The 22,643-nt window shown below is 55.8% G+C and carries 25 protein-coding genes and 1 tRNA gene; 22 read left to right on the forward strand and 4 right to left on the reverse strand.

From position 1 onward, the window contains the following. The first annotated feature begins 119 nt into the window (after positions 1 to 119). The 20 genes from rpsU to ACIPL2_RS05855 all read left to right on the forward strand — a co-directional run bounded on the left by rpsU (position 120) and on the right by ACIPL2_RS05855 (position 18,777). The gene (gene rpsU / locus ACIPL2_RS05760; protein ID WP_401354285.1) at positions 120 to 290 is read left to right on the forward strand and encodes a 30S ribosomal protein S21; all 171 of its coding nucleotides are present in this window, start codon (positions 120 to 122) and stop codon (positions 288 to 290) included. Between the two features lie 470 nt (positions 291 to 760). Continuing rightward, positions 761 to 2,740 carry a DNA primase gene (dnaG, locus tag ACIPL2_RS05765; protein WP_401353831.1) on the forward strand — a complete coding sequence of 660 codons (1,980 nt, stop codon included), beginning with the start codon at positions 761 to 763 and terminating at the stop codon, positions 2,738 to 2,740. Positions 2,741 to 2,807: 67 nt separating this feature from the next. Further along, a complete protein-coding gene (gene rpoD / locus ACIPL2_RS05770) occupies positions 2,808 to 4,658 on the forward strand; it encodes an RNA polymerase sigma factor RpoD (RefSeq protein ID WP_401353833.1) in 1,851 nt (616 codons plus the stop codon). Positions 4,659 to 4,781: 123 nt separating this feature from the next. Then, complete coding sequence (locus tag ACIPL2_RS05775) at positions 4,782 to 8,528, forward strand: bifunctional diguanylate cyclase/phosphodiesterase (protein ID WP_401353835.1); 3,747 nt, start codon at positions 4,782 to 4,784, stop codon at positions 8,526 to 8,528. A gap of 15 nt (positions 8,529 to 8,543) precedes the next feature. Further along, a tRNA-Ile gene (locus tag ACIPL2_RS05780) sits at positions 8,544 to 8,620 on the forward strand. Between the two features lie 124 nt (positions 8,621 to 8,744). Beyond that, complete coding sequence (locus ACIPL2_RS05785; protein ID WP_401353837.1) at positions 8,745 to 9,761, forward strand: tyrosine-type recombinase/integrase; 1,017 nt, start codon at positions 8,745 to 8,747, stop codon at positions 9,759 to 9,761. Positions 9,762 to 10,020: 259 nt separating this feature from the next. Beyond that, complete coding sequence (locus ACIPL2_RS05790) at positions 10,021 to 10,290, forward strand: hypothetical protein (RefSeq protein ID WP_401353839.1); 270 nt, start codon at positions 10,021 to 10,023, stop codon at positions 10,288 to 10,290. A 300-nt stretch (positions 10,291 to 10,590) separates the two neighbouring features. Then, positions 10,591 to 12,798 carry a DUF3987 domain-containing protein gene (locus ACIPL2_RS05795; RefSeq protein ID WP_401353841.1) on the forward strand — a complete coding sequence of 736 codons (2,208 nt, stop codon included), beginning with the start codon at positions 10,591 to 10,593 and terminating at the stop codon, positions 12,796 to 12,798. Between the two features lie 258 nt (positions 12,799 to 13,056). Continuing rightward, entirely contained in the window at positions 13,057 to 13,350 is a 294-nt protein-coding gene (locus ACIPL2_RS05800; protein WP_401353843.1) for a hypothetical protein, read from the forward strand. Positions 13,351 to 13,708: 358 nt separating this feature from the next. Then, positions 13,709 to 14,119, forward strand: a complete 411-nt coding sequence (locus tag ACIPL2_RS05805; RefSeq protein ID WP_401353845.1) for a hypothetical protein — start codon at positions 13,709 to 13,711, stop codon at positions 14,117 to 14,119. 95 nt (positions 14,120 to 14,214) lie between these two features. Then, positions 14,215 to 14,691 carry a hypothetical protein gene (locus ACIPL2_RS05810; RefSeq protein WP_401353847.1) on the forward strand — a complete coding sequence of 159 codons (477 nt, stop codon included), beginning with the start codon at positions 14,215 to 14,217 and terminating at the stop codon, positions 14,689 to 14,691. Between the two features lie 3 nt (positions 14,692 to 14,694). Then, positions 14,695 to 15,177: a hypothetical protein gene (locus tag ACIPL2_RS05815; RefSeq protein WP_401353849.1), complete on the forward strand. Its 483-nt coding sequence runs from the start codon at positions 14,695 to 14,697 to the stop codon at positions 15,175 to 15,177. Between the two features lie 86 nt (positions 15,178 to 15,263). Beyond that, complete coding sequence (locus tag ACIPL2_RS05820) at positions 15,264 to 15,524, forward strand: hypothetical protein (RefSeq protein ID WP_401353851.1); 261 nt, start codon at positions 15,264 to 15,266, stop codon at positions 15,522 to 15,524. Continuing rightward, positions 15,517 to 15,882, forward strand: a complete 366-nt coding sequence (locus tag ACIPL2_RS05825; protein ID WP_401353853.1) for a hypothetical protein — start codon at positions 15,517 to 15,519, stop codon at positions 15,880 to 15,882. Before ACIPL2_RS05820 ends, ACIPL2_RS05825 begins: the two co-directional genes overlap by 8 nt. Then, positions 15,879 to 16,811, forward strand: coding sequence for a hypothetical protein (locus ACIPL2_RS05830; RefSeq protein ID WP_401353855.1), 933 nt, complete (start codon positions 15,879 to 15,881; stop codon positions 16,809 to 16,811). Before ACIPL2_RS05825 ends, ACIPL2_RS05830 begins: the two co-directional genes overlap by 4 nt. 106 nt (positions 16,812 to 16,917) lie before the next feature. Beyond that, positions 16,918 to 17,307 carry a hypothetical protein gene (locus ACIPL2_RS05835; protein ID WP_401353857.1) on the forward strand — a complete coding sequence of 130 codons (390 nt, stop codon included), beginning with the start codon at positions 16,918 to 16,920 and terminating at the stop codon, positions 17,305 to 17,307. Between the two features lie 15 nt (positions 17,308 to 17,322). Then, positions 17,323 to 17,529 carry a hypothetical protein gene (locus ACIPL2_RS05840; RefSeq protein WP_401353859.1) on the forward strand — a complete coding sequence of 69 codons (207 nt, stop codon included), beginning with the start codon at positions 17,323 to 17,325 and terminating at the stop codon, positions 17,527 to 17,529. Next, positions 17,526 to 17,963 (forward strand): hypothetical protein, encoded by a 438-nt coding sequence (locus ACIPL2_RS05845; protein ID WP_401353861.1) that lies wholly within the window; start codon positions 17,526 to 17,528, stop codon positions 17,961 to 17,963. The genes ACIPL2_RS05840 and ACIPL2_RS05845 overlap by 4 nt, the downstream gene beginning before the upstream one ends. 2 nt (positions 17,964 to 17,965) lie before the next feature. Then, entirely contained in the window at positions 17,966 to 18,157 is a 192-nt protein-coding gene (locus ACIPL2_RS05850) for a hypothetical protein (RefSeq protein ID WP_401353863.1), read from the forward strand. A gap of 89 nt (positions 18,158 to 18,246) precedes the next feature. Continuing rightward, on the forward strand, positions 18,247 to 18,777 hold the full coding sequence (locus ACIPL2_RS05855; protein ID WP_401353865.1) for a hypothetical protein: 531 nt from the start codon (positions 18,247 to 18,249) through the stop codon (positions 18,775 to 18,777). A gap of 24 nt (positions 18,778 to 18,801) precedes the next feature. Here the strand turns inward: ACIPL2_RS05855 and ACIPL2_RS05860 are convergent, their stop codons facing one another. Next, on the reverse strand, positions 18,802 to 19,017 hold the full coding sequence (locus tag ACIPL2_RS05860; RefSeq protein WP_401353867.1) for a hypothetical protein: 216 nt from the start codon (positions 19,015 to 19,017) through the stop codon (positions 18,802 to 18,804). Positions 19,018 to 19,195: 178 nt separating this feature from the next. Between ACIPL2_RS05860 and ACIPL2_RS05865 the strand changes: the two genes are divergently transcribed. Next, a complete protein-coding gene (locus ACIPL2_RS05865; RefSeq protein WP_401353869.1) occupies positions 19,196 to 19,933 on the forward strand; it encodes a hypothetical protein in 738 nt (245 codons plus the stop codon). Between the two features lie 54 nt (positions 19,934 to 19,987). Continuing rightward, a complete protein-coding gene (locus ACIPL2_RS05870; protein ID WP_401353871.1) occupies positions 19,988 to 20,680 on the forward strand; it encodes a hypothetical protein in 693 nt (230 codons plus the stop codon). A 316-nt stretch (positions 20,681 to 20,996) separates the two neighbouring features. Here the strand turns inward: ACIPL2_RS05870 and ACIPL2_RS05875 are convergent, their stop codons facing one another. The 3 genes from ACIPL2_RS05875 to ACIPL2_RS05885 all read right to left on the reverse strand — a co-directional run bounded on the left by ACIPL2_RS05875 (position 20,997) and on the right by ACIPL2_RS05885 (position 22,501). After that, positions 20,997 to 21,302, reverse strand: coding sequence for an XRE family transcriptional regulator (locus tag ACIPL2_RS05875; protein WP_401354287.1), 306 nt, complete (start codon positions 21,300 to 21,302; stop codon positions 20,997 to 20,999). Next, entirely contained in the window at positions 21,295 to 21,660 is a 366-nt protein-coding gene (locus ACIPL2_RS05880) for a type II toxin-antitoxin system RelE/ParE family toxin (protein ID WP_401353873.1), read from the reverse strand. The genes ACIPL2_RS05875 and ACIPL2_RS05880 overlap by 8 nt, the downstream gene beginning before the upstream one ends. Before the next feature lie 193 nt (positions 21,661 to 21,853). Beyond that, positions 21,854 to 22,501 (reverse strand): peptidase M41, encoded by a 648-nt coding sequence (locus ACIPL2_RS05885; protein ID WP_401353875.1) that lies wholly within the window; start codon positions 22,499 to 22,501, stop codon positions 21,854 to 21,856. Between the last annotated feature and the right edge of the window lie 142 nt (positions 22,502 to 22,643).

Genomic DNA, 22,643 nt, shown 5'->3' on the forward strand with positions numbered 1-22,643 from the left:
CGCCCCCCCCCCCCCGCCCAGCGCCCGCCTCCCCCCAGCCTCTCGACCCCGGCACTGAACGAAGCTCGCCCTGCACGCCAGCCGTCAAAGTAAAAGAGAACGAACCCTTCGACGTAGCTCTGCGTCGTTTCAAGCGCTCCTGCGAAAAAGCCGGTGTACTGGCTGAAGTTCGTAGCCGCGAATTCTACGAGAAGCCTACTTCTGAGCGTAAGCGTAAAGCAGCAGCCGCTGTTAAGCGTCACGCGAAGAAAGTTCAGCGCGACCAGCGCCGCGCCGTTCGTCTGTACTAATACACAGACGTTCGTAGCAAGCTTCTGCCAAGCCCGGCCCTCAGCCGGGCTAATGGCATTTGCGGAAAACGCTTGATGCTTCACCGTCAAAGCCGCAGACGCGACCGAGACAAATCTGCTTCACAGCGTCAGACCTGGCTCTTTTGCCAGCGGTGCACGTCTTTTCTGACGAGCCTTCCAAGGCTACTGACGAGCACACCCACTGATTCCTCTCACGACGATCAGCCCAAGGCACCTTCTTGCGTGCCCGCTTATGAGCTATCCGAGGCCATCGACTGGCCGCAGCGGATTTCAGCGCAATACTTTCAAATAGTCGAATACTGATTGGTACTAACGTCAGTGGATTTTCGGCAGATACACTTCCCGACAGCGATGACGCAGACGACACTGGTCGAGCCGCACATTTTGCGCGCCTCAAACCCAGCCGCCCTTCGTTTCGGGTCTATTTCAGCGCAGATGACGAGAACGCCATGGCCGGGCTAATTCCCCAGAGCTTCATTGACGACCTTCTGAACCGCACCGACATCGTCGATGTGGTCAGCTCGCGCCTGCAAATGAAAAAGGCCGGCAAGAACTACACCGCCTGCTGCCCGTTTCACAAAGAGAAAACCCCCTCCTTCAGCGTCAGCCCCGACAAGCAGTTCTACTATTGCTTCGGCTGCGGCGCTGGCGGTAACGCCCTCGGCTTCATGATGGACCACGACAACCTGGACTTCGTCCAGGCTGTCGAAGAACTGGCCAAAGCCGCCGGCATGGAAATCCCCCGCGAAGAAAGCGGCCGACCGCATAAACCGCGGCAGCCGACTGATTCGCCGCTGTACCCGCTGCTCACCGCCGCCGCCGACTTTTACCGGCAGGCCCTGAAAAGCCATCCATCGCGCAAAGCCGCTGTGGATTATTTGAAGGGTCGCGGATTGACCGGTGAAATCGCCCGAGACTTCGGCCTCGGCTTTGCTCCGCCCGGCTGGGACAACCTGTTCAAGCACTTGAGCAGCGATACTCTGCAGCAAAAAGCCATGGTCGAGGCCGGCTTGCTGATCGAGAACGCCGAAACCGGCAAACGCTATGATCGCTTTCGCGATCGCGTAATGTTTCCGATCCGTGACAGCCGCGGACGCATCATTGCCTTCGGCGGTCGGGTACTGGGCGACGACAAACCGAAGTACCTGAACTCACCGGAAACCCCGGTCTTTCATAAGGGCCAGGAGCTCTACGGCCTCTATGAAGCCCGCAAGAACAACCGCAACCTCGACGAAATCATCGTCGTCGAAGGCTACATGGACGTCATCGCCCTCGCCCAGCAAGGCCTGCGCAATGCCGTCGCCACGCTTGGCACCGCGACCAGCGAAGAGCATTTGAAGCGACTGTTTCGCGTCGTACCGAACGTGCTGTTCTGTTTTGACGGCGATCAGGCTGGCCGCAATGCCGCCTGGCGGGCATTGGAAGCCGCCCTGCCGTGCCTGCAAGATGGGCGACGCGCGCGCTTTCTGTTCCTGCCGGAAGGTGAAGACCCGGATACGCTGGTCCGCTCCGAAGGCACTGACGCCTTCCGCGCGCGAATCAATCAGCATGCCCAGCCGTTAGCGGATTACTTTTTTCAACAGCTGACTGAGGAATCGGATCCGCGCTCGCTCGAAGGCAAGGCCCACATGGCCACCCTCGCGGCGCCGTTGATCGATAAAGTCCCGGGCGCCAACCTGCGCATCCTGATGCGTCAACGTCTGACCGAAATCACCGGCCTTACCGGTGAAGCCGTCAGTCAGCTAGTCCACAGCGCCCCCCAGGAAGCGCCACCGGCCTACGATCCGGGCATCGATTACGACGCCATGCCGGACTACAGCGACTACCATCAGCCGCAGGCGCAAGAGATGTACGCGCCGCAGCAAGAGTGGACGCCAAAGAAACCCGGTGCCGGCGGCAAGAAATGGGACAAGAAGCCCTGGGACAAGAACGGCAAGCGTGGCGGTGATCGCGACCAACAGAGCGCCCCGCGCACCCCGATCGCCGTGGAAGCCCCAACGTTAATTGCGCTGCGCACGCTCATTCATCATCCGGAGCTGGCGGGCAAGGTAGAAACCGCCAATCACTTCGCCAATGAGAGCAACACCTACGCGCAGCTGCTGGTGGCCCTTGTCGAGGCCGTGCAAAAAAATCCTAAGCTAAACTCAATTCAGTTAATGGCCCGCTGGCATGGAACCGAACAGGGACGATTGCTCAAAGCATTGGCGGAAAAGGAATGGCTGATTGAAGGCGACAACCTTGAACGACAGTTTTTAGACACCATTACTAGGTTATCAGCGGCTCAACACACGGATAGCCTGGAAGCATTAATCAGAAAAGCAAGGCAGCCAGGACTGACCGCGGAGGAAGCAATTCAGATCGCAAATCAGATGCGCGACCTATTAAAACGCAATATGGCTGTATCAACCCCGACCTCAACTGGCGCGTGAGGTCATAGCTCAGGTATAATCCTCGGCTTGTTTTTTGCCCGCCAAGACCTTCAGTGGATAGGGTGTTATGTCCGGAAAAGCGCAACAGCAGTCTCGTATCAAAGAGTTGATCACACTTGGTCGTGAGCAGGGTTACCTGACTTACGCGGAGGTCAACGACCACCTGCCGGAGGATATTTCAGATCCGGAACAGGTGGAAGACATCATCCGCATGATCAATGACATGGGGATCAACGTATTCGAGGTTGCGCCAGATAAGGATTCCCTTATGCTGGCCGACGCCGATACCGACGAAGCCGCGGCCGAAGAGGCAGCAGCAGCGTTGGCAGCGGTCGAGACCGACATTGGTCGCACCACCGACCCAGTGCGCATGTACATGCGTGAAATGGGTACGGTAGAGCTCCTCACACGTGAAGGCGAAATCGAAATCGCCAAACGTATTGAAGAGGGAATCCGCGAAGTGATGGGCGCAATCGCGCACTTCCCTGGCACGGTTGACCATATTCTCTCCGAATACACTCGCGTCACCACCGAAGGTGGCCGCCTGTCCGACGTCCTGAGCGGTTATATCGACCCGGACGACGGCATTGCACCGCCTGCAGCCGAAGTGCCACCGCCTGTCGATCCGAAAGCCGTGAAAGCGGACGACGACACCGACGACGATGACGCCGAAGCAACGACTGACGACGAAGAAGAAGCCGAAAGCGGTCCTGATCCGGTCATCGCAGCACAGCGTTTTGGCGCTGTCTCCGATCAGATGGAAATCACCCGCAAGGCGCTGAAAAAGCACGGTCGTGGCAATAAGCTGGCAATCGCCGAGCTGATCGCCCTGGCTGAGTTGTTCATGCCGATCAAACTGGTGCCGAAGCAATTCGAAGGCCTGGTCGAGCGTGTTCGCAGTGCCCTGGATCGTCTGCGTCAGCAAGAGCGCGCGATCATGCAACTTTGCGTTCGTGATGCTCGCATGCCGCGTGCCGATTTCCTGCGCCAGTTCCCGGGCAACGAAGTCGACGAAAGCTGGACCGACGCACTGGCCAAAGGCAAAAGCAAATACGCTGAAGCCATTGGTCGCCTGCAGCCGGACATCATTCGTTGCCAGCAAAAGCTGACCGCGCTGGAAACCGAAACCGGTTTGACGATCGCCGAGATCAAGGACATCAACCGTCGCATGTCGATCGGTGAGGCCAAGGCCCGCCGCGCGAAGAAAGAGATGGTTGAAGCGAACTTGCGTCTGGTGATCTCCATCGCCAAGAAGTACACCAACCGTGGCCTGCAATTCCTCGATCTGATCCAGGAAGGCAACATCGGCTTGATGAAAGCGGTAGACAAGTTCGAATACCGCCGCGGCTACAAATTCTCGACTTATGCCACCTGGTGGATCCGTCAGGCGATCACTCGCTCGATCGCCGACCAGGCCCGCACCATCCGTATTCCGGTGCACATGATCGAGACGATCAACAAGCTCAACCGTATTTCCCGGCAGATGTTGCAGGAAATGGGTCGCGAACCGACCCCGGAAGAGCTGGGCGAACGCATGGAAATGCCTGAGGACAAGATCCGCAAGGTATTGAAGATCGCTAAAGAGCCGATCTCCATGGAAACCCCGATCGGTGATGACGAAGACTCCCATTTGGGTGACTTCATCGAAGACTCGACCATGCAGTCGCCAATCGATGTTGCTACCGTTGAGAGCCTTAAAGAAGCGACTCGCGAAGTGCTCTCCGGCCTCACTGCCCGTGAAGCCAAGGTTCTGCGCATGCGCTTCGGTATCGACATGAATACCGACCACACCCTCGAGGAGGTTGGTAAGCAGTTCGACGTGACCCGTGAACGGATTCGTCAGATCGAAGCCAAGGCGCTGCGCAAGCTGCGCCACCCGACGAGAAGCGAGCATTTGCGCTCCTTCCTCGACGAGTGATCACAAAACCCCCGGCCCAGGCCGGGGGTTTTGCTTTATGCAGATTAAATCCCCCCGCTACGCCCCTCCCGCCGATTTGCCCGTCTACACTCGAAACATTCCCCGAGCCATAACGAGACCGTTATGCCCAGACTGCCGACCGTGCTTTTTTTGCTGTCGCTATTGACCTGGACCGCAACGGCTGGCGCGCTGACTCTGACAGACGATGAACGTCGCTGGCTGGCGGCCCACCCGGACTTGCGCCTGGGGGTTGATGCGTCATGGCCACCCTTTGAGTTTCGCGACGATCAGGGCCGCTATCAGGGCCTTGCAGCGGACTATATCGACCTCATCCGTCAACGGCTGGCCATCAAGCTCACCCCTATCGAGCCGGTCAGCTGGACGGTGGTCCTGGAGCAGGCCAAACAAGCCAAGCTGGATTTGTTGCCGGGCATCATGTCGACCCCGGAGCGCCAGGCTTATCTGTCGTTTACCCGCCCCTACCTGGACTTTCCGATTGTCATTCTGGCTCATGTCGGCGGCCCCCAGCCACGCAAGCTGGAAGACCTGTACGGCCTGAAAATCGCCGTGGTGGAGAACTACGCGCCCCACGAACTGTTGCGCACGCACAATCCCGATTTGAATCTGGTGGCAATGCCCAATGTCAGCTCGGCGTTGCAGGCGCTGGCGACCGATGAAGTGGACGCGGTGGTGGGCGATCTCGCCTCCAGCGTCTGGAGCCTGCGCCAGCTCAAGCTCGACGGGCTGTATGTCAGCGGGGAAACCCCGTATCGCTATCAACTGGCCATGGGCGTACCGCAAGGCAACAAGATACTGGTCGGCATCCTGGACAAAGTCCTCGCCGACATGACCCCCAGTGAAATCAGCGCCATTCAGGAGCATTGGGTCGGCAACGTCCTCGATCACCGAACATTCTGGTCCGATTTGCTGGTTTACGGCCTGCCGGGATTACTCCTGCTGGTGGGCGTGCTGGCAACCGTAATCCGGATCAACCGCCGACTGAGCTCGGAAATCTCCCGTCGGGTGGATCTGGAACAGGAACTGCGCAGCAGCGAATACCACTATCGCGGACTGGTGGAGAGCCTGTCGGCTATCGCCTGGGAAGCGCGGATCACCGACTTCACTTACAGCTATGTGTCGCCCCATGCCGAGGATTTGCTCGGGTACCCGCTGTCTCATTGGCTGATTCCGGGCTTCTGGCGCAACATCATTCACCCCGCCGACCTGACTCGCGCCCAGACCTTCTGCGATCACGAAGTCCTGGCCGGGCGCGATCACAGCCTCGATTACCGGGTGATCACCGCCGATGGCCGGTGCATTTGGGTGCGCGACATCGTCAGCCTGATCGAACATGGCCATGAACCGGTGATGCGCGGGCTGATGATCGACATCAGCGAGGCCAAGCGCACCGAAGAAGCGTTGCGCCTGTCGGAACAGAAGTTCGCTTCGGTGTTCCAGCAATGCCCGGACATTCTGGTCATCGCGCGCCTCTCCGACGGCTGCCTGCTGGAGGTCAACGAAGCGTTCGAAGAACAGATTGGCCTCAAGGCCGAAGAGGTCATCGGCCAGACCGCCACCGACCTGAACATCTGGGGTATTCCCGGCGTTGGCCCGGGGTTGCTGCAACGGCTACAGGCCGGCAGCATCCGCAACCTGGAGATGCCCTTTCGCCGCAACAATGGGCAGGTGTTTACCGGCCTGATCTCCGCTGAACCGTTCGACCTCGATACGACGCCGGCGTTGGTGGTGGTCGTGCGCGATATCAGCCAGCTCAAGGAAACCCAGCAGCAACTGCAAACGTCCGAAGAGAAATTCGCCAAGGCCTTCCACGCCTCCCCCGACGGCTTGCTGCTGTCCCGGCAGAGCGATGGTTTGCTGCTGGAGGTCAACGAGGGGTTCAGCCGGATTACCGGTTTCAACAGTGCGATGTCGGTGGACCGCTCAGCCTTGGACCTGGGCATTTGGGTCAATCTCAATGAACGTAAGCAGATGCTCGACCTGCTGCACCGCGACGGTTTTGTTCGCGACTTCAGTTGCCATATTCGCCGCAGCGACGGGCAGATCCGTCTCTGCGAGGTGTCCAGCCGTCCGCTGCCGATCGGCGACGAAGACTGCATGCTGACCATCGCCCGGGACATCACCGAGCGGCACGTGATGCAGGAAAAACTGCAACAAGCTGCCACCGTGTTCGAGAGCACCGCCGAGGGTGTGTTGATCACCGACACGCAACAGCACATCAGCGCGGTCAATCGCGCGTTTACAGAAATCACCGGTTATAGCGAGAGCGAAGCCCTCGGCCACACCCCTCGCCTGCTCGCCTCGGGCCTGCACGACAGCGCGTTTTATGCGGCCATGTGGCACCAATTGACCGCCGAAGGTCATTGGCAAGGCGAGATCTCCAACCGACGCAAGAACGGCGAGCTCTACCCGAGCTGGCTGACCATCAGCGCGGTGCGCAATCGCGACAAGTTCATCACCCACTTTGTCGCGGTGTTTGCCGATATTTCCAGCCTCAAACACGCCCAGGCCAAGCTCGACTACCAGGCGCACCACGACCCGCTGACCGGCCTGCCGAACCGCACGCTGTTCGAGAGCCGACTGCTGACCGCGCTCAACAACCAGCAGGAAAACGGCGGACAAGGCGCCGTGCTGTTCCTCGACCTGGACCGTTTCAAACACATCAACGACAGCCTGGGTCACCCGGTCGGCGACTTGCTGCTCAAGGGCATTGCCGTGCGCCTCAAGGAGCAGTTGCGCGACATCGACACCGTGGCGCGCCTCGGTGGCGACGAGTTCATCATCCTGCTGCCCGGCCTGCAGCAAGCCAGCGACGCCGACAACATCGCGACCAAAATCCTCAATTGCTTCGGAGCACCGTTCCAGGCCGGCGAGCATGAGTTTTTCATCAGCGCCAGCATCGGCACCAGCCTGTATCCCAAGGATGGCTGCGACGTCGCCACACTGGTGAAGAACGCCGACGCCGCGATGTACCGCTCCAAGGCCAAGGGCCGCAACCGGGTTGAAAGCTACACCCGCGACCTCACCGCCCAGGCCAGCGAACGGGTGGCGCTGGAGCACGAACTGCGACGCGCCATCGAACGCAACGAACTGCACCTGCATTACCAACCGAAGATCAGCCTCGACGACCATCGCCTGGTCGGTGCCGAAGCGCTCATTCGTTGGCGCCATCCGACCTTTGGCGACGTGCCGCCGGAACACTTCATTTCCCTGGCCGAAGAAAACGGCATGATCCTGCAGATCGGCGACTGGGTCCTCGAAACCGCCTGCCGGCAGATGTACGAATGGAACCAGGACTACGAATGCCTCGGCCCGCTGTCGGTCAACCTGGCGGGCGCGCAACTGCGCCAACCGAACCTGCTGGGCCGGATCGAGCAACTGCTCAAGGACAACCGTCTCAGGCCCGATTTCTTGCAACTGGAAATTACCGAAAATTTCATCATGAGCCAGGCAGAAGAAGCGCTGGCGGTGTTGCATCAGCTCAAACACTTGGGCGTGCAACTGGCGATCGACGACTTCGGCACCGGCTACTCATCCCTGAGTTACCTCAAACGCCTGCCACTGGATATTCTCAAGATCGACCAGTCTTTCGTCCGCGGCCTGCCGGATGACCCGCACGATGCCGCCATCGTCCGCGCCATCATCGCGCTGGGCCGCAGCATGCAATTCACCGTGATTGCCGAGGGCGTCGAGACACTCGCGCAGCAACAATTCCTGGCCGCCGAAGGCTGTGAACAGATCCAGGGCTACATCGTCAGCCTGCCCTTGCCACCAGAGGAATTCGCCGCGACGTTTCTTCGTATACGAGTTTCAGACTTTTCGGATAGCACAGCCGAGAAACCGTCGCTATAATCCGCGGCCTACTGAGGGCCTATAGCTCAGTTGGTTAGAGCAGAGGACTCATAATCCTTTGGTCCACGGTTCAAGTCCGTGTGGGCCCACCAGATTCTCCATCAACATCAAGGGTTTACCTGAGATGTCGCAACAACTGAAAGCGTGCAAGGTACGGGAAAAGGTACGTCCTCCCGTTCGACTAGCTAGGCCCATCCGGGCCTTGGGAGTTCAACCATGCACGTCACCTACGTCAAAAAGCCGCTCAAGGTCGGGTTCAGCTGGAAAGCTGTAGTCCGCAACGGCGATAAACTGATCAGCAGCAAAACCTTCACCCTGAAGAAAGACGCCAAGACCTGGGCAGAGGACTTGCTGCGCGACAGCCAGCGCCTTGAAGCACTGGGCAACCCTAAAGCCAGGATCACCCTCGATACCTTGGCCGAGTCGTACCTGAAAGTCTGGACGGGTCGGGACATCTCCCGCAAAGGTCGCGTCCAGGCACTGACTGATGCTTACGGCAAAACCCGCCTGCTCGACATCACCACGACCTTGATCAAGGCCGATCTCAAGACCTATGCCAAGGGTCGCAAACCAGCGACGACCAATCGCAGAAAAGCGTGCTGGTCGGTACTGATGCAGTTCGCCGTTGACGAAGAGTACATCGCGACCAACCCCGCGAAGGGCATCGCCAGCAAAACCGAAAATAACGCCCGCATCCGCTTCCTCGACGACGAAGAACGCAAGGCCCTGCTGGCTGCCTGCGACGTATCCGAGTGGCCGTTGCTGAAGCTGCTGGTCACGTTGGCGATGTGCACTGGTGCGCGCCTGGGTGAACTGCAAAGCCTGCGCTGGGAAGGTATCGACCTCAAGAAGCGGACCGCTACCCTCGCCATGACCAAGAACGGCGATCCCCGCGTGCTGGTGTTCCCGGCGCCAGCGATTGCCGCGCTGATGCTGCACAGGAAGGCCGAGGGGTTGGTGTTCGGTCGCGCCGATGGTAAGAAGCCGATGTGCTTCAGGAAGCACTGGAACGCCGCGCTGAAAGTGGCTGGCCTTAAGGCGTTCCGTCTGCATGACTTGAGGCATGACGCAGCCAGCCAGCTGATCAACGCTGGCGTTGATCTGTACACCGTTGGCCAGATACTCGGGCATCGCAGCCAGCAATCGACGGCACGCTACGCGCACCTCAGCATCAAAACCAAGCAAGCCGCCGCCGACAAAACGATGGTCGAGGTCTTCGGGAGGATGAAATAAAAACCTGATTCGGACAGGCGGCACACGTTGGCATAATCCCCTACAGACCGGAAAACTGTAGGGGATTTTTTCCATTTAGCGAGCTGTTACCAGCAGAACCCCCTACAGTTTTAATTCGTCTCAATTGTAATGAAGTTACCCACCGCTTATCCCCTAGTTACCCTAGTTACCCACAACCCCGAAATTTGCTCGACTTCCAAGTTAGCAGTATTAAGTAGTTGTCACCGCAACTACAACAAACCTCTTCGGAGTCTTGATCATGACCACTGCAACTTCCCCTATCGTTACGCACGGCTGCGATCAGACCTTGCCGCAGCTGCTGGCGCAGGCCAAAGTCGTCGTTGTTTCGCGCCAACAACTGCTGGAAGCCATTCCCGCCCTTAAGCCTGCCACGCTCTCTTATCTGCTGCGTAACTCCGAACACAACGGTCTGGCTAAAGCGGGCGCCGTGTTGCGTCCAGGCAAGGAGTTTTTATTCGACCTGGAAGTGTTCCTGACTTGGCTGCGTTCGCAGAAAGCGTGGTCGTGATGGCTAACTTCCTGTGCATCAAAGGCGGTAAGAAATACATCAACGTCGACTTCATCGAGTATGTATATGTTAACGACGACGAGGGTATTGCTTACGTCTACACAACGGAACACCGCGAAGGACTTTCTTAGAAGAGAGCCTATGAAGTGACTGCCGACGACTGGCTGGCGTATTTAGATACACATAAATAAGCCCCGTCGATGGTGATGTTATCGAAAGGGCTTAGTTGGATGCACGCGAAGCAACCGAGGAAAGAATAAACCCCGTTTGCTTGCTTAGCAATACTGGGGATTCATGTATATGGACACTGGTGAAATTTTCCAAGGGCTGGCCTCACTCCCTAGATGGGTGAGTTACAAAATGGTATGGAATCTGAAACGGAAGAAGTTCGATAAAATCCCGGCGCGTGACGAACGCTACAACCTGTCGACTTCCACACCGGGGGATTGGTCGGATTTGATGACTGCCGTTCAAACCGCAAAAGATGTATATGGTTTGTCGGGTGTCGGTTTTGTCATGACTGGTGGTATCGAGTTAAACGGCTTGACTCTGATCGGCTTCGACTTCGACGATGTAACAGAAAAATGGAAACCACCATTCAAAACCTACGCTGAGAAGTCCCCTTCCAAGAAGGGCGCTCGATCCTTCGGCTGGGTGCCTGCTGCCTGGGCCAAGCAGTATCAGGATACCCTTGACACCACGCCGCCCAACTGCGCGCACGCCGAAGTGTATATCGGCACGGCGCCACGCTTCCTGACCGTGACCTTCGACAATATCAACGCCGAAGAGATCGCCCCGCTGACCAAGAAAGACCTTAAGACCATCGAGTCTTGGGGCATGCACACCTATGTAAAACCCACGCCAGTGTTGCCCATGGGGCCAGATGTCGCGGGTGAAGTATTAGATTTATCCAAATTCAAACTGACAAAAAACCAGAAGCATCTGGTCAAGGGTACGGGTGACATCGACAGGTCCGATACCATGATGGGCTTCCTGATCAACCTGCTGGATAACGGCGGCAAGCAGGAGGACATCTACGCCACCATCATCAAGACGCCCACGCTCTGGCAATACTGCATGAGCCACCGCAACACCGAAGAAAAGGCGCTCAAGTTTGCCAAGGATGAAATAAACCGGGCCTATAAAGACTCAATGACCGGCAAGCGTGAAGGTTTGGCACGCTTTAACAAGAAGTGGAAGCCAGCCACGGCGGTAGTAAAACCACGTACTGAATTTCCCGCCCCGTTCCCCGGCTTCATGGCTGACATGGTGAGTGATGCGATTAAAACGCAGGTTAAGCCGCAACCGGAGCTGACTCAATTGGCCGTGGCTATCGGGATGGCGGCTGCCCTTGGTGCGCACTGGCGTCTGCCTGGAGGGGGCAGGCTCAACCTGTACGGTTGTGGCATTGCCGACACCGGAGATGGTAAGGAAAACCCTCAACAAGCGGGGATCATGGTCGCCGAGGAAGCGCAAGCGCTGGTCATTGGCAAGCCGGGTAGCTTGGCCGGATTGGAAGATTCTCTAGTCCCTTGGGGCGGCATGCTTTGCGAGGTCAACGAGGTGGCGCACTTCTTCGCCGCCATGAATGACAGTCGCGCACCGTCGTACATGATTGAGATCGCGGGGAGTTTCCTGCGCCTGTTCAGTGCCTCACAGAACAAGTATCGCAAGCGCGTCCTGAAGGATAAAAAAGAGCGCGAAGATATAGATCACCCAGCTTTATCGTTCCTCGGTTTCGCTACACCGAAGAAACTCGGAACGGCGGTCAATACCACCAACGTGACTGATGGAATGCTTGGGCGTTTCCTGTTTGTACCAGGGTTGGAAGATCCTGATGAGTGCTGCGCCTGGGAACATGAACTTGGTGAGCTGGCGTTAAGGGTTTCGGTCAAGGCGCGGATAAAAGCCATTAACGGTGCCATGTCATACAGTCTACTTACGGGTTACGGCATCCCGATAACGGCTACCCCCGAAGCCATACAGGCATTCAAGGCCCTGATGCTGGAGTTCCGCCAGCTTCGGCGTTCAACCGAGTCGGCCCACGCCAAAAATCTTCTTAAGCGCAGCAACGAAAAAGCCAATCGGCTGGCCGGTGTGATCGCTGTATGGGACAACCCGACCAAACCCGAGATCACAGTTGAGCATGTCGCGTATGCAGCGCAGTTCGTCCGGGCTTCCGATGCCGCAGTGATCAACTTCATGGACGAGCATGTACATGATGGGGACGAACAAGCAGACGCAGCCACTTTGCTGAAGATGATGCAGCGCTTCTTGTCTGAGGATCTGACAACCCAAAACACCAAGTTCCGGGCGCTCATCAAGCGCGGCCTTGTCCCTCGTTCGTTGCTCATGTCACGGGCAAAGCTCAAGGATAAAAGGCGCTTTGACGCGGCAATAGACAACTTGGTGGCGACAGGTGTTATCGAGCAGGACGATGAGGAAAGCGAACATCCCAATAGCAGGAAAGAAACTACGAAGGTTCTATGGCTGAAGGTAGAAGACTGAGTAGGGCTACGATTTCCACGATTTCCACGATTTCCTGGGGGGGTGTAAGAGAGAGACAGAGGCAAAAAAAGATAAATTTAACTTAATTTTAATTAAAAACTGACACATCACTGAGGAATACACAGGGTCATAGGAAATCATATATATATATACAAAATATTCTCTACAGCCCTTTGTTTCCGGGGGGTTTACGATTTCCACAAACTGTAGGAAATCGTAGAAAAAAAGGAAATCATGATGATGGTGTAAGGAGGTTCTGTGAAGGCATTCCTGTTGGCGCGGCAGAGTCAGGTGGTGACGGTGTTAAGCCCTGACGATGCAGAGAAAATGCTGGCGTCTGATTACCTGAGGGTGATGCCGAGGATCAAGGCTCGCGGCAAGGATGCCAAGCGCATGCGCAACCTGCGGCGGGCGCGACGGGTTGAGGGCTGGCTGTCGCTGAACTTGTGGCTGTCGCCCGGAGACGTGGCTGCTGTAAAGGCCATTAAGCGCCCTGGTGAAAGTTATGCGGAGCTGCTGGTGCGTTTGGTCAAGGAACGGGGTTTGCTATGACGCATCCACTAGTCGGGCGTCCACAAATAGATTTGCAGGAGAACGGTAATGCCGTCTCGCAAACCTTTCCAGATTAAGGCACGCCGCCGCGAGGGCTGTGGCTTCAGGATGGCGTGGCTCGGGTTAATCAGAAAAACGGAACCGCTTGTGCTGACCCTAAACGGATAGTGAATCCGCGTGTCATGCCCATCTGATGCGGCGCAGAGCCCGCGAGGTACGTTTTTGAGGTACGTCAGGGTGTGAAATCCGGTATCCGACCGCGCAGGAGACGCGCCAAGGCATAGGCACTCAAGACCATTGACAAAGATCCAAAACGCCCCACACGCAGCCACGCTAAGCCACGTTGGAGATTTGAGGTATGAGCGAGATGAAAACCACCCTTGAAAGTACTTTCCCGCTCCAGGCGGCGATTGACTGGTGTATGCCACAGCGCAATCAGCCTGAATTGAACGCAATCCTGACCGATTACCAGCGGCTCAAGGCACTGGCCGCGGATCCCAAACAACCTATGACCCCAGATCCTGACAAGACCCAGGCCATGAAGGCGCGTGCTCTGCACGCTGGTGCCGTCAAGGTCAACGACCTGCATGCCGCCATCGATTCCGCTGTCGAACTGTATCGCTTGCAACTGGTGAACTGGACCGGATCGGACACCAGCCGCGCTTGCTGGTTGGCCAAGCGCGTCTACCCTAACGGCAAGAAGGACAAGGCCCGTAGACCCTGTGGTTGGCGTACGATTTACAACTACTTAAAAACAATGTCGTTGTAACTTTAGAACAACAACCTATTTAACTTTCGGGCCAGACAGATAGCAACCAAAAGACTATAAAACCAGTACGAACCAACGTATTGGAGTTCCATCAAATGTCACGATCAGACGTAAGCGCAGAGCAGAAGCAGTTCAAGCCAATCACCAGCCTTAAACCGCGTGACTGTAAACTGAGAGAGGCCGCGCATAACGAATGGTTCATCGTGGTCGAAGCCGGGACACCAGTAGAAAGACTCAGCGAATCATCGTTCTACGCAGCTGTTGCCCAAAGTTTCATTCAGTACGATGAGTTAATCATCGTCGATGCTGGGCGCACGTTTTATTCACGCTATCTCGTACTCCAGTGCGGCGTGGGTTATGTCGAAGTGCACCAACTGGCCTTTACCAAGTTACCAGCAATGTTGTGTTCCATTGGTGAACGTCTGCCCAGCAACCACAAACTTGTGTTCACCGGTCCCGAAACGGGCTGGTCTGCCATTCGCAACAGCGACGCTATCACGATCATAGAACGCGCCATCAGCCAGGAAGATTGTCTGCAACAACTTCTGCAACACGCGAGCTTGCGGGGCTAGAGCATGAACGAATTAATCCTTCGGCATACACAGGCGGTTGCTATCCAGTTCATCAGTTATCGTGGAACTTTGGATGCACTCGCCAACTTCGTCTCCCATTCAATGGGCGAAGTAGCGCCAAGTATGGAAGAAATCACTCACACCCTTAAAAAGTCCGAAACGCATAAGTTACTACTGCGTTACGACGTCGGTCTGTGGCGTAACACGATTGGTGACTGGTCCTTAGTCTCACTGGCTACGCCACCGACCGTGGAAAACATGAAATACCGGCTCAATCATTTCCCGGTGTCGAATACCTGCTGCCGATTCTGCCTACAGGATGCTAAGCGTCTCGCGCATATCGACTTGGTTCCCGAAAAAGATATCCACGGATTACCTGTGCACAACTCCATGTTACATCCGGGTGGCTGCATGAAAGCGTGGCTAACGATGCGACAACAAGTTGCCCGCGCCGACGCCGCACCACAAAAGGCCTCTTTACTGTGAACACGTTGCTGCATTCCCTGTTAGCCGCCATCCATTACTTGCCGAATGCCTGCCGCGTGCGCACACAAATTCTTCGGAGAACCACTATGACTTTTGCTCAAGAAGTAATCGCCGCCATGTTTAAGATTACCAATGACGAGCGTTATGGCTTTTATGTCGCCTATGAACCTGTGCTGATCGAGCGAATTATTGAGCTGACAGAATTACCATTTAATGGCGAGAGCGTCGCCAAGGTTAAAGCCAAGTTGCTAGTCCTGACGACGCCCCTTAAAGGCATTGGTGTCGAGGTTGTCCGTAATGGCGACTTCATTTCAGTGTTCGGCCCTGGAGTGCTTAAACATGTCTAAGGATATTGACGTTTACGATGTCCCTGGTGAAGTCGGTCCCGTTAACGATGATCAGCCTTTAGAGACGGCGCCAAGTCTTGACAGTACCGACATGGAAGCCCTCCCGGAACTCACGTCCGATGGCCAAATCCTTGACCCTCAGAGTTATCGCGACTGGGCGGATTCGGTCCGGGACCTCCCGGTGGGACAAGTCGCCGAATACCCGCCGGGTATGCAATTGCCGGACGGTCGGGTTATCCGGATCCTCTTTCAAAATGGGATAGGGCCTCCCCCTCAGCACCGTAACGCAAAACCGGTTGCAAAACCTGCGCGAAAATCGGCGATGAAAACCCTGCTGGCAAGGGCTAAAAAAAAATGAGTAACGATCTTACCCAACAAAGTGGCAGTGAACTGGCACCCGTTAGCAATCCGCTACAGCCGTTAGCGCCTGCGCCAGATACTTGGGGTAATAATACCCAGCTCACTAATAGGGAAATCAACGACTACACACAGTATTCAGGCGGGGGCCAAGTAGTCTTCGGCCAGAAACTCCCCCCTGGTGTAACCATTGCCCAAGTCCAGACGGCGTTCGGTCAAATGGCCGGTGTATTTCAATCTGACTTTGCCACCTTGGGGCATAAACATTCGCAAATCCAGGCCGCTGTTTCCTGGCTGATGGATGCGGTCGCAAACCCACCAGCACAACAACGCCAGCACCATCGATACAACCTCTTCGAGCATGCTAATGATCCCACCTTTCAAGCCTTTGCCAACTTCGCGCACGACCACGGGTTTAGCGCGAAGTTTGTACAGGATGCCTGCTGGTGGGTGACTGAAGCTGCTAAAAGACTCGGTCAACAGGTCGCGGTAAGCCAAGCGCCAAGGATGGCCCCTAATTCCACCGAAAGCCTTCTTAGTGAATTAAGTGAGGCCGAACTTGAGCAAGTGACTAAAATCAATGAAGCGGCCAAAGCACAAACCTATCACTACCTTGAAAAACTGTGGGGCGACAGCTTTACGATTAATCTTAAAATGGTCGACGACTACATTAAGTCTCTGCCGCTACACGAACATGTTGCCTTGGACGTCATTACAACGGGCTGGGTTTTCGCCCTTAACACTAAAGAAGTGATCCTCGGTCTTTATCAACAAGCCATTGGTGTCCATTCGTTGCCTTCTGGTGGCGCCGTGCAGTCAGAAATCGAAGAGTGTCAGCACATCATGAAAGTTGACCGGAAACGCTGGAACTCCGATGAACGGCTACAGGCTCGATACAGGACATTGCTCGAACTCCAGTCGCGGCGGTGAACCATGCACATTAAAAAGACGCAAAAGATGGATGCCCAACTCGCCAAGGAACGTAAAAAACTAGAACGGCGCCAAAAGCGCCAACAAGCTAAGGGGAGTAAATAAAATGGCAGTCAGACAAGTAAATCGTGCACGACCATCTAACCGTGCTGATTGTTCGGTGGAGATCGCCAACGGTGCCAGTGATAGTGACCTGATCAACATCACTGGACATGTCCTTAGCGCGATTCAGACAAGTTCCGGCTGGACTACAGCCGTTATAGGCTTCAAAGCATCAATTGATGGCAGTACCGGTACAATGTACTTGGTACGCAATAGTAACGGCGACGCGCTTACATACAATACGACGGCCAGCTCAATTGTGGCGGTAGATCCGGCGCCACTGGTAGGCCTGCAAAAGCTACAAGTTTGCAGCATGACGACCGCTGGAGTTGCCGTGAACCAAGGCGCATTGCGCAGTTTGGTTCTGTCGCTGACACCCGCGTATATAAACTAGTAGAGGCTAACTAAAATGAGTACTTACGAAGTAGGCTCAGATTATGTAACCGACCCCCATCCCCTGATTCTGGAAGCACGCGAGTGTGTGGCCCGCCTTCGCCTCCGGGGTGACGCCAAGCAACTGGCCGATAAGCTGGACGACATGCTTTTGCTCCCAGGATGGCATGGCGGCCATCAGCAAAAAGTAATCAATCTTCTGGATGAGGCCGCGACATTATGACCAGTCCAAAACTCGCGATACTGCTACGGCAGGTAGGGCGGCGAGCACCGGAAAAGGCCCCGGCGTCCGAGACTGGTTTGGGTGCGGCTATCGAACAGATGATCGATCAGGCCGTTGAACAGAAAGTGGCGGCTGCACAGCAAAAGCCATCTGCTCATGTTCAACGGCTGCTCGATCAACAGTTCAACAAGCCAGCGCCTGTCATTGTTAAGCAACTTCCACCAGCCCCTAAAACGCCAAAGGTGATTGAGTCTGTTGTCGTCCAACGAGACGAGCTCGGGCGAATCAAAAAAATGGTTTCCAAACCAGCTAGTGGCGACGGACCGACATTCGAAATGACCGTGGCCCAACGCGACGAAAACGGCCATATCGCGCGCATGGTGATGTCGCGGGTTGATGACGATTTACCCGACCCCAGCACCCTGAGGACTTGATCATGGCCGTCCTTTGGTTCACTCCATGCAGCGATGCGGTGTCCGAAGCCAGCGCACTGGTAAAAGCTTTGACCGATTGGCTGGCCCAGCAGCCCGCGCAACCTGTGCGCCCGCTGAAGGTCGAGATCGTCAAGTACGACGACGGTTCGCTGAGCGCGATCACCACGGTTCCTCTGATGAGGTCGGTGAAATGACAGCACGAGCTAAGACCGGTGGGAGGGTTCGTGGCTCCATCGACCGCGAAGAACGAAAAGTCCTGACGGACCGCATGGCCGGGGATTTGATGAGCGTTTACCTCAAGCTCGGCGGTGTGAAGTGGTTGCTTCAATTCGCCAAGGACAATCCAGCAGAATTTTTAAGACAAGGGCTCAGTAGACTTCTCCCAGCCCCGCAACGTGATGACCCGGACTTTGTGCAAAATAACCAATTCAATTTCGATAGTCTGAGTACGCTTGAATCCGCCCGTCGCGTCGCATTTGCCTTGAACGCTGGGCTCATCGCGCAACGTGAACTCGCACCAGTGGCCGAGGTTGTACCCGAGGTCGAGGCGCAAAACCCAAACGCGTGGCGGCCACCTACTGACGCGCCGGACATGCCACCGCCAGACGATAACCGGACCCGCTGGGCCGCTGAACTGCCGCTGACGCCCCAGGCTCGCGCTGATCAAGCGGTGGTGCGCGACACTGTCGAAAGCGATATCACAACCTATCGCGGTGGTGCAGGCGAGCAAGGCGGTTCATCCCCGCGCCAGCCGGCACCATCGTCGAGTCGAAAACCCACGGTCGCCGAAATACGCCGCCGCCAACTGCTGTGAACGCCCGTCAATTCGACCCAGCAATCAGGACTGACGCAGCCGCACAATCGCATCGGTAATCGCTTGAGCATTCGCGTCCAGCGTTTCCATGGCTCCCATTGCGTTAGCGGCGACACTTCCTACCCCATTCTCAGCAAGCCACTTGGTTATCTCTTCTAGCGCTGCACCTAGGGCGTGCTGGTTGTGCAGGAGCAGCGTCAGAGCATCCGCCGTGGCGATGTTGGCTTCTGAGTCGGGCATGGGGATCGTCCTTGAGGAATAGTGCGGGAAGCCTAGTTTATCTACCTTGGCTGAGGCTGCATGAACAGGATGACGGCTTGCTGCTCGAAGACCGGTTCGCCTGGACCTACCAGCAGTTACAACGCAACCTGCTATTCTCCCCGCCGCACCTCCAACGAGCAGGCCGGGAGCCTTTGAGATGAGCTTTATCCCTAGCTGTGACAATAAAGAAGATGCCATCCAATCTCTCGCGGAAATCTACTCCGTCCCAGTTAAAGAAATCGAAAGAATCCTTGAGCACCCCGATATTGTCGAAATAGCAAAAAGCAACACCGAGCTTTCATCTCCCTTCTTCCTTTTTGTAATCAGCCAGCTATTGCAGGCATATCCCAGATACGAGCTAACGCATGCCGCTTACTATCATTCGACGAGCTACGACGGGTGTGCCTCGTGGTTTGATGAGGGTTTGCTGGGCTCGTCAGCCGGGATTGGGCGGTTTATCGAAAAGATCTCAGGGTGGATTCCAGAAGAGAAAAGAGAGTCGGTAGTCCGGGAAAGCCGCAGGATAGTAGCTGTTCGAAGCGGGTTTGAAGGTTCGACGGCAGAGGGCACGGGACCTTTCGCTTGGAACACCTTAGCTGCGGCAAGCTCTAGTGAGAATGGCATACGCTATCAAGTGCCAGAGGCCATTCAAGATCTATGGGGACGTAGCGGTGTGGGGCATGGCGGCTTGATCGACCTCGGCGGGGTCATTCGAGAGAAGCTGAAGCCAGTCGTAGTGAAGTTCAAAGGCGCAACCTCAGACTTTGACGCCTATTGCTCTGTACTCTGGGCCTACCTTCTTTGCGAGAAGGGAGAAACCCATCTGACGCATACCTTTATAGGAAATGGAGTAGGTATACCAAGAGAAAGCATCCTCGCCATCATAGACGTATAAATTGGCGTTAGCCGGGCGTGCTAGCTGACAGGAAAACGACAAGGACGGTTTATATTGCGAGTGATTATATTTTTGGCTGTAGCCTTTTGGCAGGTTGCCTATGCGTATGCCGACAGCGTTTCTCCGTGGGAACCAGGCCAAGATCTTGAACAGTTCTACACCGAGTATTGCTTGGCACCAAACCTTGAAAAACACTTCTTCCCATTGCTTGATCCGCGACAGTTGGCTGGGCTCACTCGGCTGACCTCAGAGGTCTTGTGGGCTGACTTATCGGAAGACTTGGTGGGCCGCGAAGGCGCATCAACAAAGGTTGTTGAACGACTGCGGGCTTTGGGTCGCCCAATAGCACCGGCATTCACATCCATACTTCAGCAGGCTGCCAAAGAGCCCATGCGCAGCAAATATGTGTATGCGTACAACACCCATACGGACCAACGAGATCACGCCATTGATGCGTTCAAAGAATTGGGTAAGAGCGATGTCCGGTTAGGGTCGGCAATGGTGACCGTGCTTGAGTGTCGGATAATTCGCAACGTGAAGACCATGGATCCATTTGTGGCCAGTCGGGTGGACCAAGTCAAAGATATAAAAATCCCAAAGACCTCTACAAGCTCGGTCAAAGCCCAATCCGATGGCGGTTACTCCGAACCTGACTGTAGCTGCGGCGGCGGAAATTTTTGTTATGGGCCTCGGGGCGGGCATTACTGCATTACATCGGGCGGAAAAAGGGCCTATGTGAAGCATTGACAGACATCTGTGTATCCGCGACGCAACCCGCCAGAAACGACAAGGGCCTTCACCGCTGCAAGCCCCATCCCGAGGTACGTCGCGAGGTACGTAAAGCAACGCCAAGCAACTACATTGCAACTCCACGCAACTACGGCTAACCTTTGATTTAGCACGCTTTGCATGTAGTTGCGTGGCGTTCTGGTGACTATAAGCGGGACTCATAATCCTTTGGTCCACGGTTCAAGTCCGTGTGGGCCCACCAAACAAGAAAGCCGCGCAATGCGCGGCTTTTTCGTGTCTGGCTGGTCGGTTTTTGCAGAGGCGTCTCTATCGCTCAGTTGGCAAAGTTTTCGATCTTTACCTGCCCTTCGGGAAATGTTGCGATGATTTCCAGCTCGCCCCCCATGCCGCGAATGTAGTTGCGTAGCGTGCTGATGTACATATCCGTGCGCCGTTCCATCTTGGAAATCGCCGCCTGATTGACATGCAGCGTCTTGGCCAGCGTTTCTTGGCTCAATGCCTGAGCTTGGCGCAACTCGTGTAACGGCATTTCCGCTCGTAATTTCTGAACCAGCGCGTCGACACGCTCTTGAGACTCAGGAGAGCGCCGCTCCACCAAATCAGCGAATTTTTTAGCCATTCTCATAGCCCTCTTCCTTCAGTGACTCTAAATGCTCGTCGTACAGCCGTTCGGCCAGCGGCACATACTCCTGATACCAACGATCCTGACCGGTTTTGTCACCGCCGATCAGCAGGATCGCGCAGCGTCGTGGATCAAAGGCATATAGCACACGGTAAGGCTTACCAGCGTGTTGCACTCGCAACTCACGGAGGTTGCCATGCCGCGCGCCCTTGATATCGCTGGTGTGCGGAAAACCCAAATGCGGGCCGTCATCGCCTAGCAACATGACCGTGGCCTGGACCGAGTCCTGCTCAGCATCATCGAGGAGGTCCCACCAAGTCTCAAATTCATCGGTAAATTCAACGTCCCACTTCATACAAATATGCCACCAAAGGAATATAACCTCAAAGGAATAAATGTATGAACTGTAGCGGTCGTCCGACTACCCTGATTCCCGTGACAATTGTTAACGATGATTTCGGCAGATTGTTTACCCATTCGCCAATTGCTTGAAAAGTAACCGTGATAGAGCGGTGGGGTATGCGTTTGACTCAGCTGCTACTCTCAGTTCAAGAAGTCACGCCTAACGCTGGGATACCTTGCACTGACCGCAACCGCTCAAGCATTTCCCCAGTCAACACAACCTCATACGTATCCGCCGCCCTACCCCACTGCTCTACGATGGCCATGCCGTCCACCAGCGCTCCGGCCAGTTCAGTAATCGTATCGGCCAATGCCTCAACGATGGTTTGAGTCCGCAACCACACGCGATCAGTAATCTCTTTGAGCTCAGCCGCTATGCGCTCAGACGATGCAGGATCCGTATCGGGGAAGGCAATATTGCGCAGCAAATGCCGTAACTCCCTTATTTTTGCGTAGTCCTGTTCTGCCCCCAGCTCTCCATTCAGGATGGCTGCCGCTTTGGACTTATCGACACGTTTTTTGGTGGAGTTTTTGTAAGGCAACGTCTGCGCCATAGCGCCTGCAAAGAGGACCATCATCCGGGCTTCCAGGTGCGCCCTCATCGCGTCTATCGACGAAATGGACCGCGCCAAGGTGATGGATGCGCCCCCGTGATGCCTCAAGTCCAAGGTCACCGTCAGCGTCACGCCGCCCGTTGCAAACCCCAGCGCTCGGGCGATGACGTAGTGCCCCATTTCGTGATGGGCAATCTGCACTGCATGGTCCCGTATAGCGGGAGGCAGCATCTTGGTCATGTTCATCGCCTCGCGTCACAGCACTCGAAATTCGACTTCGAGTTAGTGTGGATATTTTCTGAGGTGCCCCAGGGATGAAACCGATTCGCCCCATGAGGTTGCAGGATAATTCCTAATTTAATGAGGCTCTATTCTGAGAGCC

Source organism: Pseudomonas sp. NPDC086251, assembly GCF_044746405.1.
GTDB lineage: Bacteria > Pseudomonadota > Gammaproteobacteria > Pseudomonadales > Pseudomonadaceae > Aquipseudomonas.